General features: G+C 66.2%; 9 protein-coding genes and 2 pseudogenes. 9 read left to right on the top strand and 2 right to left on the bottom strand.

Annotated features, from left to right (window positions below; translation table 11 throughout):
* Nucleotides 1-85: 85 nt before the first annotated feature.
* Genes BA062_RS20400 through BA062_RS20390 form a run of 3 tightly spaced genes read left to right on the top strand, consistent with a single transcriptional unit; the run spans nt 86 to nt 2654 of the window.
* A complete protein-coding gene (locus tag BA062_RS20400; RefSeq protein ID WP_110339127.1) occupies nt 86-997 on the top strand; it encodes a cupin domain-containing protein in 912 nt (303 codons plus the stop codon).
* On the top strand, nt 994-1770 hold the full coding sequence (locus tag BA062_RS20395; protein WP_110339125.1) for an HpcH/HpaI aldolase family protein: 777 nt from the start codon (nt 994-996) through the stop codon (nt 1768-1770). Before BA062_RS20400 ends, BA062_RS20395 begins: the two co-directional genes overlap by 4 nt.
* Nucleotides 1767-2654: a DUF6282 family protein gene (locus BA062_RS20390; protein ID WP_110339123.1), complete on the top strand. Its 888-nt coding sequence runs from the start codon at nt 1767-1769 to the stop codon at nt 2652-2654. The genes BA062_RS20395 and BA062_RS20390 overlap by 4 nt, the downstream gene beginning before the upstream one ends.
* Nucleotides 2655-3485: 831 nt before the next feature.
* Here the strand turns inward: BA062_RS20390 and BA062_RS20375 are convergent.
* Nucleotides 3486-4079: pseudogene (locus tag BA062_RS20375) on the bottom strand (IS256 family transposase); the annotation flags it as partial.
* 106 nt (nt 4080-4185) lie between these two features.
* Between BA062_RS20375 and BA062_RS20370 the strand changes: the two are divergent.
* The 6 genes and pseudogenes from BA062_RS20370 (at nt 4186) to BA062_RS20345 (ending at nt 11703) form a co-directional block, all read left to right on the top strand.
* A pseudogene (locus BA062_RS20370) lies at nt 4186-5042 on the top strand (IS982 family transposase).
* Nucleotides 5043-5622: 580 nt separating this feature from the next.
* The gene (locus BA062_RS20365; RefSeq protein ID WP_110339121.1) at nt 5623-5859 is read left to right on the top strand and encodes an acyl carrier protein; all 237 of its coding nucleotides are present in this window, start codon (nt 5623-5625) and stop codon (nt 5857-5859) included.
* Nucleotides 5860-5863: 4 nt separating this feature from the next.
* Nucleotides 5864-7096, top strand: coding sequence for a beta-ketoacyl-[acyl-carrier-protein] synthase family protein (locus tag BA062_RS20360; protein ID WP_110339119.1), 1233 nt, complete (start codon nt 5864-5866; stop codon nt 7094-7096).
* Between the two features lie 20 nt (nt 7097-7116).
* A complete protein-coding gene (locus BA062_RS20355; protein WP_110339117.1) occupies nt 7117-7881 on the top strand; it encodes an SDR family NAD(P)-dependent oxidoreductase in 765 nt (254 codons plus the stop codon).
* A gap of 25 nt (nt 7882-7906) precedes the next feature.
* Nucleotides 7907-9961: a beta-ketoacyl synthase N-terminal-like domain-containing protein gene (locus BA062_RS20350; RefSeq protein WP_168214035.1), complete on the top strand. Its 2055-nt coding sequence runs from the start codon at nt 7907-7909 to the stop codon at nt 9959-9961.
* Nucleotides 9958-11703 (top strand): acyl-CoA dehydrogenase family protein, encoded by a 1746-nt coding sequence (locus BA062_RS20345; RefSeq protein ID WP_110339113.1) that lies wholly within the window; start codon nt 9958-9960, stop codon nt 11701-11703. Before BA062_RS20350 ends, BA062_RS20345 begins: the two co-directional genes overlap by 4 nt.
* A gap of 47 nt (nt 11704-11750) precedes the next feature.
* On the opposite strand, the gene BA062_RS20340 is transcribed toward BA062_RS20345, so the two are convergent.
* Nucleotides 11751-12300, bottom strand: a 550-nt coding sequence (locus BA062_RS20340; RefSeq protein ID WP_210406938.1) for an IS256 family transposase, incomplete at its 5' end; no start/stop codon positions are given.

Raw genomic sequence — 12300 nt, 5'->3', positions numbered from 1 at the left:
GAGGTGACGCCCATGTCTCGGCGGCGCGCTTCCCTCCTCCGACGCAGCGATCGTGGCGCCCCCCTCGAGGACTGAGGAGCCCGACATGGCCTACGGACCCGATGACCCGCGCAGCCAGCTCACCGCCTCCCCCGCCCGGGCGGCCGAGCCGAACGCGGCCGCGCAGTACCTCGACTTCACCTCGCTGGAGCCGGACGAAATCAGCGACCAGGGCAGCCGCTCGTGGTGGGTGCGCGGACAGAACTTCGCCCTCGCCTACACCCAGGCTCGCGCCGGTGAGATCCTCGAGCGCACCGGCCAGCCCGACGAGTACGTCGTCCTCTTCCCCCAGGACACGGCGGTCGCCAAGCTCACCGCCGACAGCGACGAGTCCACTGTGCAGGGCGCCGCGATGGTTGTCGTCCCCGCTGGGGAGAGCCGAGTGGACGTCACCGCCGACACCGCCATCGTCCGGTTGTTCTCCGCCGCCTCACCCGACCTGCTCGCCCGCTGCCGCAACCACGCCGACTACGCCGAACCGCACGCCAACGTCGCCCCGTTCGCACCATGGCCGGACCCCGTCGACGGCCCCGCACTACGCGTCTATCCCGTCGCCGAGCACCCCTACGAACAGAACCGCTTCGGCCGCCTGTTCCGCTGCAGCACCTTCATGGTGAACCTTTTCGACCCGGACTTCGGCCCCCGCGACCCCGCCAAGCTGTCCCCGCACCACCACGACGACTTCGAGCAGTGCTCGCTCGCCGTCGACGGCCAGTACATCCACCACATCCGCAGTCCCTGGACCCCGGACATGGCCGACTGGCGCGAAGACGAGCACGTGCACGTCGCCAGCCCGTCGGTCGCGATCATCCCGCCGCCAACCGTGCACACCAGCCAGTCCGTCAGCCAGGTCCGCAACCAGCTCATCGACATTTTCTGCCCGCCGCGCCACGACTTCTCCGCCAAGCCGGGCTGGGTCATCAACGCCGCCGAATACCCCGCGCCGGAGCAGCCGTGATCACCACGTTCCGCGAACTCCTGGTCTCCCTCGGACGGACGGCGTTCGGCACCTGGATCAAGCTGCCCACCATCGACAGCGTCGAGCTGCTGGCCCAGGCCGGGTTCGACTTCCTCGTCGTGGACATGGAGCATTCGCCGCTCGACGTCCTCACCGTGCACCAGTTGCTCGGCGCCGCACGCGGCTGCGGGGTCCCGGCTCTCGTCCGCGTCTCGGACCGGACGCCGTCGACGATCTCGCGGGTCCTCGACTCCGGCGCGAGCGGAGTGCTGGTCCCGCATGTCGACACCGCAGCCGACGCCCGCACGGTCGTCTCCGCCGGCCGGTTCCCCCCGCAGGGCACCCGTGGATACGGCCCGACCGTGCGCGCTGGCGCGTGGGGCGCCGACGTCGCCGGCTACCGGGCCTCCGGCGAGGAGATCGCGGTGATCCCGCAGCTGGAGAGTCGCGAGGCGATCGACGCCGTCCGAGAGATCGGCGCGGTGGATGGCGTCGCCGCCCTCTTCGTCGGCCCGGCCGACCTCGCCGTCGCCACCGGGCTGACCACCGGTTCCGCGGCGTTCGCCGCACTGCTCGACGACGTGGCCAGCGCCGCCAAGGCACTCGAGCTCCCACTCGGCACCGCCGTGGGAACGGCCGCGGCCGCCCGCGAGCTCGCCGACCACCACGACTTCGTCCTGATCGCCAACGACGCGTCGCTGCTCGGCCAGGCCGCACGCGAACTCGTCACCGACGCCCACCGCGACACCACTCAGAACGGAGCAGACCGATGACCACAGACGCCATCGCCGCGGTTCTCGACGGCCTCGTCGACATGCACTGCCACTCCGGCCCCTCCCCCATGCCCCGCGAGTTCGACCACGCCGGCGGCGCGCGCGACGGCTGGGAGCGCCTCCGGATGCGCGCGATGGTGGCCAAATGCCACCACCACAACACCCAGATGGACGTACTTGCCCAGCGCCCGCTTCTTGCCGACATCCCCACGGAGGTCATCGGCGCGGTCGCGCTGAACACGACGGTCGGCGGGCTGAACCTCGCCCAGGTGCAACTCTGCCTCGGGCTGGGTGGCAAGGTCGTCTACCTGCCGACGGTGTCCTCCGGACGGCACATCGACTGCCACGCCGAGAACCTGGGTTTCCCCACTCCGACGGTCAAACTGACCGCCGAGCGGATCGAGGTCGTCCGCGACGGGGAGGTCGTTCCTGAGCTGGCACCGATTTTCGACCTGATCGCCGAGCACGACGCCGTCCTCAACGGCGGACACCTACACCCGGACGACATCAGCGCCTGCTTCGCGGCCGCCCGCGAGCGGGGCGTCCGCCGATTCGTCGTCTCCCACCCTGACTTCGTCATCGGCGCCGATCCCGGCCAGTGCTCCCAGTACATCGAGGCCGGGGCTCGCATCGAGCACGAGCTGCACATGTACGACCCGGGCGCGAAGATGCGATGGCCGGTCGAGCAGCTGATGGAGTGGATCTCCGCCCTCGGACCCGAAAACACCCTCATCGGCTCCGACCTCGGCCAGGCCGGCTTCCCACGGCCGGTAGACGCGTTCCGCCGGGTGGCCGAAGCCCTGCTCGACCTCGGCCTGCCCGAGAAGGACCTGCGCCAGATCGTGCACGACAACCCACGGGAGCTGTTGTCACTGTCGGACTGACCTGAGTCCACACGCACAATTCGACTCCGGGCGCGGGCGAGCTGATAAGTGTCGATTCGCTAGTCCGAGGCGACAGCGTCACCAGTGACGTCGCCGCGGTCAGGGCCGTCGACGCGATGGCCCCGGACGGGACAGGCACGGCTGCCTTGACCACGGCATCCCGCAGGGTTTTGTCGGCGATCTGCACGTGGCCAGATTGTCGTCGTCGAAAGAGAAGACCCCGGGTGCGGCGAAAACGCACTGACCGTGGCTCCGGCAGCCGATCCATGTCCACATGGATTCTCATGGTCGATCCTCACGGGTTCGGGGCTCGAGCACCGACTACGTGGCTAGGGGGTTGAAGGGTGAATAGACCGGTGCGCTCCAGCGCAACGGGCTGGATCCAAGAATCTCGACGACCTCAGTGATCGTGAATTCGACCAGTCGCTGCGCTCCTGGGACAGCCGCTGCCCGGTCGGAGTCCCGGTCGACCTGCGCGTCCCGGTGAGCTGGAGTGTGCTGCCGGTCTCCCCGTCAGGGAAGAGCAGCCCCGCCGCGGGATTGACCTCAACGTTGCCGAGGGTTCCGAACATGGCGTTGCCGGGTCCGGTCCGCAGGCCGAGCTGTGCGGCTGTCGTATGGGGATGACACGCAGTCGTACAGCCCCGAACCCCTAGATGACTGATTCCTAATGGATCTTGGGCAGTGGGGCGGCGCGAGATGCGAGAGGAGGGTGTCGAAGATCAGGTTTGTGCAGACCGACCTTGACACCCTCCTGACCGCACTTTACGTGTTCTGTGATGACTGGCCCTGTCACGGTTTCCGTGTAAGCCACGGAAACCGTGACAGGGCCACGCCGACGGCCAGGTAGCCGACCTTGGTGGTGACCACGCCCTTGTCCTTGACCCGCAGTCGCAGCCCGTCCACGTAAAGGATGGGATACACCTCGCCCAAAGGACGGGATTGCCACAGCGCGATTTCGTCGGTCACCACCTCGGTCACATTGGAAATCAATTCTCGTGACGCGTTTACTCCATATATTTCATGCAGGTGGGATTCAATATCGCGGGTGGTCATGCCACGTGAATACAGTGACAGGATCGCCTCGTCGATATTGCCGAGCCGGCGGGCCCGTTTCGGCACGATCGCGGGTTCGAACGAGCCGTTCCGGTCACGCGGCACCGACACCTCGACCGGCCCATTCGTCGTGGATACGGTTTTCGTTGACCGCCCATTGCGCGAATTACCGCTCCCGTTGCCGGCGGGGTCGCCTTTCTCATAACCGAGATGATGTGTCATCTCGGTTTCCAGCGAGCGCTCCAGCACCGCCTTGGTCATGCGATTCAGCAATTCCTGGGCACCCAAAGCGCCACCATTGGCGTAGGCGTCTTTCACCAAAGCATCAAGGGTCTCCGGCGATAACGCACCGGCGAGCGCCTTACCCACCTCGGAATCACCAGCCTGAGGAGATGTGTTGTCGGTCACAGATGGAGCCCTTCTGGATCGCGTCGCGCGATCCGATCTTGGTCCATCCGTGGCTTACACGGTTGTCATGACACGGCCTGATGACTGCGTGGTTCCGCCCGAGCACCGACGGCCCGGACGGCGCAAGCAGCTCTCCGACGCCGAACTGATCTGCCTGGCCGTGGCCCAGGTCCTGCTGGGATACCCGTCCCAGCACCACTGGCTGCGGTTCTGCTACGGCAGGCTCGGGCACCTGTTTCCCTACCTGCCCAAACAACCCGGCTACCACAAGCGTCTGATCGCGGCAGCCCCGCTGATCATGCGCGCCACCCAACTGCTGGCCAGCCAAGTCCCGTCCGCTGCCGACCAATTCCGCCTGATCGACGCCACGCCGGTGCCCTGCGGATCGTCCCGGGAAACCGTGAAACGCTCCGCACTGGCGGGGTGGGCAGGCTACGGCTACTGCGCCTCGCACTCGCGCTTCTACTGGGCCTGAAGCTGTACCTGGTCACCACCCTGGACGGCATGCCGCTGGCGTGGTGCCTGGCCGACCCCAAGATCGGCGAACGCGAAGTCGCCGCCGAACTGCTGGGCCACGCCCGCGACCTCGCCGCCCTTCCTGCCGGGGTTGTCGTGATCGGAGACAAAGGCTTCGCTGGCAAGGACTTTCAACGTGACATGCTTGCGCTCGGCATCACCTTCGTGCGGCCCGACCGCCGTGACGAGAACCGGCGCCACGGCAACCTCGCCCTCATCCGGCAACGCATCGAGTCGATCATCAACACCACCAAGGCCCAGCTATCGCTAGAACGCCACGGCGCACGCACACCCGCTGGCGTCCTGGCCCGCACCGCCCAGCGCGTCCTCGCACTCGCCGCCGCCATCTGGCACAACTGGGCCACCGACACTCCAGCCAAACGCTCCCTCACCGCCTACGACCACTGAGAACCCAGGAATCAATCATCTAGGACTGCGGGAGAAGGTTTGGCACTCGGGGTTGTCGATCACACGGAGTCCGGGTGAGCGAAGCGCGTGTTGGACCGCGACTTGGGCGTCCGGCGGGCTCGACGAGGTGCACAAGGCCGGGATCATGGTCGTCCTGCCGATTTGCCGCCGAAAGCCCGACGTCGACCGTGAGCACGCCCATCCGGCATTTTGATTTCTTTAGCCGAAATACCGGGCAAATTCTTGACGCCGGACCATTACGGAGTTGTCCCGAAAGGATGTGATAGCTGTCTCTTCGCACGGCCGGGTTGGTGGTTGACGTCCTCGGTACCTGTGGTCCTCTTCTGTCAGCTTGCGAGCGCAACCTGCCGGTGACCGGGGTTAACGTTTCCGAGTGAGGGCGCGAGTCGGCGCAGGCATTGCTCTGCGAACTACTCTCGGGTTTGCATCGATGTGTAACCAGGCGACCACTGTCAGTGCACACGATCGGCGGCTACCGGCGAGCTGCTGCCGCGTGCCAAGGTGATGAAGCTCAGCCGGTGTCCGGCAATGTCCCTCGCTTCACAGGAGACAGCAAACCATGTCTAACGTTTCCCGCTATCTTTCCGCTGTTCTCTGCAACAACTTCGATGTCCTCGCCGACGACATCGCTCCAGAGACCACTTTGGACGATCTCGGCGTGGATTCTGTCGCGACGATCGAGCTTGTCGACATCCTGCAACAGGCGTTCGGCATCAAGATCGCCGATGAAGAGCTGACCAATAAGAACACCGTGAATCAGGTGGTCGAGACCATCACGGCGAAGGTGGGTGGATAGCGCCGTGGCTGGTAGCGCTCCCGCCTCGATCACGGGGATCGGACTCGTCACTCCGGCCGGTGTCGGGCGCACCGCGAACTGGGCCACCGTTTGCGCCGCACGCCCGACCACCAGGTTCGTCGATGCGCTTGGCGATGCACCGGTAGGGTTCGCCAGCATTGTGCCGGACACGTTCGACGTCGACCGGCTCGCCGGGCGCCGGGTGTCCCGCCTCTACGACCGCAGCACCCAGTTCGCGCTCGTCGCCGCGCGAGCCGCGTTGAACGACGCGCGGATCACAGCGTCCGTGCTCGACGGAGCCCGCGTTGCGGTCATCATCGGTACCGCGTTCGGTGGGGCGCAAACGTTCGAAGCCAATCACGCCATGCTCTTGACCGAGGGGCCGGGCGCGGTGAACGCCCGCTTTTTGCCTAAGGGCTTGGTGAACATGGTCTCCGGAATTCTGTCGATCGAGTTGGGCGCAACGGGGCCCAACATGGTCGTCTCCACGGCCTGCGCGTCCGGGGCTACCGCGATCGGCATCGGACTCGGTTTGCTGCGTTCCGACGTTGCCGATCTCGTGGTCTGTGGGGGCACGGACGCCAGTGTCACGCCGCTACACGTGGCCGGGTTCAACAAACTCCGTGCGCTGACAAGGGCCCGCAAACACACACCCGCTCGCGCATCTCGCCCGTTCGACCGCGACCACGATGGCTTTGTCATGGCCGAAGGTGCGGGGATCCTCGTGCTCGAGCGCGATGCCGACGCTGTCGCCCGCGGTGTCAAACCCTACGCCCGGCTCGCCGGGTACGGGGCAAGTGCCGACGCCCACCACGTCACCGCGCCCCACCCTGAAGGGCACGGAGCCAAGGCAGCGGTGCGTGCCGCGTGCCGCGACGCGGGGCTCGATCCTCGCGAGATCGACCATGTCAACGCACATGCCACCTCCACCCCTACCGGGGACGCGGTCGAGGCCGCCGTGATCGCCGACCTCATGCCCCGCGCAGCCGTGACCTCCACCAAGGGCGTCACCGGCCACACGCTCGGCGCGGCCGGCGCCATCGAGGCCGCGTACACCGCGCTCGCGCTGCGCGCGCAGAAGGTGCCTCCGACCGCGAATCTTCAGGTTCCGTGCGACAAGGCAGGCGAACTCGACCTTGTCACCTCCAGTGTCCGCACCGGCCGCTTCGAGACCGCCATCTCCAGCAGCTTCGGCTTCGGTGGACACAACGCCGTCCTGGCCTTCACCGCAGCCTGACCAACGGAAAGGAACCCCGAATGGGGCAGATCGCTGTCATCACCGGTGGCACCGCGGGCATTGGCTTGGCCTGCGCCAGAAAGCTCCTCGACGACGGGGGCACCGTCGTGATCTCCGGACGTTCCGCCGAGCGGGGTCGCAAGGCCATCGCCGAGCTCGGGGCGGGAGACCGGGCCCGCTACATCCCGTGCGATGTCACCGATCCCCAACAGATTACCAGCCTGATCGAAGAGACCGTCGACGAGTACCGGCGGATCGACGTGCTGATCAACAACGCCGGAGGTGTCACCGACGAAGGCAAACCAGTGTCCGACGTGGATGATGATGCGCTCAATCGCGCGTTCACCCTGAATGTAAACTCGGCGTTCTGGGCTTGTCGCGCCGTGCTCGGACACATGCTGCCGCGCGGCTACGGCCGGATCGTCAACATGTCCTCAATCGCGGGCAAAACAGGTGCCGCGGGGCTAGCCGGTTACACCACCGCCAAGCATGCTCTGATCGGTTTCACCAAAACCCTCGCGAAAGAAGTCACCACGCGGGGCGTCACCGCCAACGCGGTCTGCCCTGGCATCACCGACACCGACATGATTCCCCGTGAACTCCAGGGCGCCATCGAAACTTCCGGTGCCGACTTCGGTCAGGCCGCGGCCTACTACACCGGGGATCTCGGCCGCATGGTCGAACCCTCCGAAGTCGCGGCCTTCGTCTCGGTACTCGCGTCCCCTCAGGGAGGGTCGATCTCCGGAGCGGCGATCAGCATCGATGGCGGCTTCACCCAGTACTAGCCTGTTCATTGGAGAGGACCCGACCGTGTCGTCCATTTCCTGGCTGCGCCATGACCCTAACCCCAATGCCGGGGCGCACCTGGTCTGCTTTCCCTATTCCGGAGCGCCCGTGTCGCTGTTCGACGCGTGGCGTATCCCCGGAGTCGACGTGCTCCCGGTGGTCTTACCAGGCCGGGGACCACGTGGCCACGAACTACTCTCCCAATCCCTGTGGAAGCTCGCCGAAGATATCGCCGACCAGGTCATCCCGCGGCTCACCGGTCGATACTACTTTCTCGGCCACTCCATGGGCGCGTGGCTGGCGCATGCCGTCACCACCGCCCTCATTGAACGCGCGAATCCCGGACCGGACCGGCTGTTCATTCTGTCGGCCCCGTCACCTCAGCTGCCGCCGCGCCGGTTCTCGTCCCTGCACGAGTTGCCCGATGCCGACATCGTCGCCGAAGTCATCAGGCTTGGCGGGGCGCCAGCATCCGCCCGTGACGCGATCCACGCCAATGTCAACGTGATCCGCGCCGATGCCACCGCGGTCGGTCACTACCGTCCCACGGGGCGCACGATGTCCTGCCCAATCACCGTCATCAGCGGTACCAGCGATCCCCTGTTCGGGCTCGACGACCTTGTCGCGTGGCATGAAACGACGTACGCCAACGTCTCGCTCCACCTCCTCGACGCCGGACATTTCACCGTCAACGAACAACGCGACGAGATCATCCGCATCACCGCGCGCGATACGCACACCGCCACACGCCACCTCGGCCCGATCGCAGTGATCGGCATGGCATGCCGCTTTCCTGGAGCCGAAAACCCTGGCGAGTTCTGGGACCTGCTTCACGACGGCCGCACCGCCGTCGGACCGGTACCTGCCGACCGCGTCGCCAACCGCGACCAACCGATCATGCGGGCCGGCGGGTTCGTCACTGGCGTAGACCAGTTCGATGCCGAGCACTTCGCCTTCAGCACCAGGGAGGCGCACCGCTCCGATCCCAGGTTGCGGCTGCTGCTCATGGCCGTACAGGAAGCCATCGACGACGCCGGGCTCGAGCAGCCCGACCTTGCGGGACCTCGCACCGGAGTTTGGGTCGGTGAGAGTCATTCCGACTACTGGGATCTGTCCGCGCCCGTCGTACCGCCGAACATGTACTCGCTGTCCGGCGGAGGGCTGAAGAGCTTCCTGTCCGGCAGGGTGTCGTATTTTTTCGACCTCCAAGGCCCGTCCATCACGCTCGATACCTCGTGTTCGGCGTCGCTCACCGCGATCCACACCGCATGCCAGGCCCTGCGCAGCGGCGAAGTCGACGCCGCGTTCGCCGCCGGGGCCCACCTCATTCTCAATCCCGACGCCGGGCCCTCTCACGGCCTTGCGAAGGCTCTGTCCCCGCGGGGGCGTTCCGCGTTCGCCAGCGCCGACGCCGACGGCTACGCCCGAGCCGAAGGCGTCGCGGTCGTCCTGCTCAAACGACTCGCCGACGCCGTGCGCGACCGCGACCCGATCCACGCCGTCGTCGAAGGCTCAGCCATCAACGCCAACGGCCGATCCGGCCGCAACATCGTCACCACCAGCGTACCGGGACAGGTTCGCATGATGCGAGAAGCCCTCACCGACGCCGGATGCCGCCCCAGCGAAATCGGCTACATCGAAGCCCACGGTCCCGGCACCACAGTCGGAGACACCGTCGAGCTCACCGCCCTGCACGAGGTATACGGAGCAAACCCCCATCCGTGCCTCGTCGGGTCGGTGAAGACCAACATCGGCCACCTCGAACCGGCCGCCGGGATCGCGGGGCTCTTCAAAACCGTCCTCGCGCTACGACACGGGCAGGTTCCCGCTTCGCTGCACCACAAGGAACCCGCGCCCGTCATCGATTGGGACCACTCCGCGCTGCGCGTGCCGACGGGGCTGGAGCCGTGGCCGTTCGACGGCCGCCGCCGCGCCGCCGTCTCCTCGTTCGGGCTCTCCGGCGCGAACGCCCACGCCATCATCGCCGCCCCGCCCACCCAGACCGCGGCGCGACCACGTCACCCGCAGCGCTCCTGGAACCTTCGCCGCTACTGGTACACCGAGGTGCTCGCCCGATGACGCATAACCTGATCTTCGGCGACCGCATGCCCGTGTGGGCCGAACTCGACCAACTCCTCGGCAAACCGGAGTTCGACCCGAACCTCACCGGCATCAACGCCACCTACGAGCGGCTCCAAGCCTTCGGACGGGTACTCGGGCCGGCCCGAGAAGTGCATCGTTGCCCCGAACGGCTACTCGCGGGAATGGAATGGGCCGGAATGGTGGACCCCGCGATGATGCACGCCGCGATGGTGCACTACGGAGTCGCCACCACCGCCCTCGTCGAATGCGGCCATCCCAACGACGACCTGGATCCACTCATCGCCGACCTCGACACCATGGACGCCCCCGGCGCGATCGTAGCCACCGAACTCGGGCGCGGCGGCTCACAGGTCAACATCCGCACCCAAGCCCGCTACCACCGCGACCGCGCCGTTTTCACCCTGCACACCCCCGACGACGCTGCGCTGAAGATCATGCCCAACGTCGGCTGGACCGGCCTGGCGCGGACGGCCGTCGTCAACGCGCGACTCATCGTCGACGACTCCGACCACGGAGTGCACGCCTTCGCGTTCCGGTTCCCGCACCCCCACACCCACGTCGCCACGCTGCCCGGCGGCGCTCCGGTGCCGCTGGACTACTCAGTGATCCGGTTTCAGAACGCCGAAATCCCTTTCGGCTACTGGCTTTCCGATAGCGCAACCCTGACCGGGAACGAGGTCAACGACCCCCTCTCGGCCGGGCAGCGCTTGGCCCGCTCCCTCGGCGGCGTCAACGCCGCCGTCACCTCAGCATCAGTCGCCCTGGCCTCCGCCGCCCGCGCCACGGTCGCCATCGCCGCCCGCTACAACACGCAACGCCTCGTCGGCCATCCCGGAACACCCGCACTCGACTTCACCACCCACCGCATCGCACTGGCATCAGCGGTCGCTCACGTCTACGCCACCGGCTTCTACGTCGACAAGGTGCGCCGGGACTTCATCAACGAACGCCGCAGCACCGCAACCACCGGCACAACCGACACAACCGACAATGCCAGCTACGCCCCATGGCTCGCCGCCAACCGCGACCGCACCCTCGCCAAGGCAGCCGCGACCACCACGCTCGAAACCGTTGCTGCCACCTGCCGGCGCCTCTGCGGTTTCCAAGGCGTCCTGCACGCCAACCGACTCACCGTCTACGAAGACATGGCCCGCAGCTTCCACGCCGCAGGCGGAGACACACGACTCCTCCTGCTGGAAGCGGGCAAACAGCTTATCGAAGGAACCGACGCCGAGGCCCGACGCCACGCCCCCAGCGCAAGCCTCGGGGACCCGCGCTCGGTGTATCGCCTCGCCTCTCTCCACGAACACGCCCTCGCCAACCAACTACGGCACCGCATCAACCGCGAGAACCCAAACGCCCACCTACCCGACATCGAGAACCTCGCCCGCGTACACATCACACGCCGAACCCTCCAGGAGTTCGACAAGGCGGTCACAGATTCCGAAGGTCAGTGGCACACCACACTCGGCGCCGCACACCGACTCTACGGAATCAACGCCCTCCTGGAATCAGCCAACTGGCATCTCAACCACGGCTCACTACACCCCGGCGACCTCGACCTCTTACACCACGCCCACGCGGCCGCCACCAAACACGTCACCCAACACCTCAACACACTCATCGACGGCCTCGCAGTTCCCCCAGGACGCCTTGGCGGCTTCATCGGACGAACCGACTACATCGACCGCATCGCCCGCCTCATCGGCAACCCTTAACGGGACTGTAAGGATCTTCGTGGCCGGGCTGGTGATCGCCTGCCTGGTTACTGAGCGTTGATACTGTCACCGTAGTAGATGGACAGTGTGTTCAATGCCTGCATCCAGCCTACCGTCTTTCCGGTGATGTTGGTGCGGTTTTTGAGGGGTTTTCTGATAACGAGATAGAGCACTTTCAGTGCGGCTTGGTCGGTGGGGAAATGGCCGCGCCGACGGGTCGCCTGACGGAATCTCGCATTGAGGCTCTCGATCTGGTTCGTGGTGTACACGAGTTTGCGGATATCGGGTGGGAACTCGAGGAAGGGAACGAAGTTTTCCCAACTTGTGCGCCACATTCGGATCATCGCCGGGCACCGGTCCTCCCATTCGTCGGCGAATTCCTCGAATAGGACTTGGGCTGCCTCACTGTTGGAAGCGGTGTAAATGGACCTCAGCGATTTCGTGATCTGGCCCCAGTAGCGCTTCGACGCGTATCGAAGCGAGGCCCGGACCAAATGTACGACGCACCATTGGATGTCCGCGCGCGGCCACAACGAGTTCAACGCTTCGGGCAGGCCCTTGAGTCCGTCACAGGCGATGAGGCAAATATCCTCGACA

This window comes from Prauserella flavalba (genome assembly GCF_003202235.1).
GTDB lineage: Bacteria > Actinomycetota > Actinomycetes > Mycobacteriales > Pseudonocardiaceae > Prauserella_A > Prauserella_A flavalba.
The sequence above is the reverse complement of the archived record's forward strand: the minus strand, read 5'-3'. Positions and strand labels throughout refer to the sequence as shown.

Excerpts from the sequence above, each read along its gene's own strand:
- BA062_RS20390 (WP_110339123.1), top strand. The coding sequence starts at position 1,767 with ATGACCACAGACGCCATCGCCGCGGTTCTCGACGGCCTCGTCGACATG.
- BA062_RS20345 (WP_110339113.1), top strand. The coding sequence starts at position 9,958 with ATGACGCATAACCTGATCTTCGGCGACCGCATGCCCGTGTGGGCCGAA.
- BA062_RS20355 (WP_110339117.1), top strand. The coding sequence starts at position 7,117 with ATGGGGCAGATCGCTGTCATCACCGGTGGCACCGCGGGCATTGGCTTG.
- BA062_RS20400 (WP_110339127.1), top strand. The coding sequence starts at position 86 with ATGGCCTACGGACCCGATGACCCGCGCAGCCAGCTCACCGCCTCCCCC.
- BA062_RS20365 (WP_110339121.1), top strand. The coding sequence starts at position 5,623 with ATGTCTAACGTTTCCCGCTATCTTTCCGCTGTTCTCTGCAACAACTTC.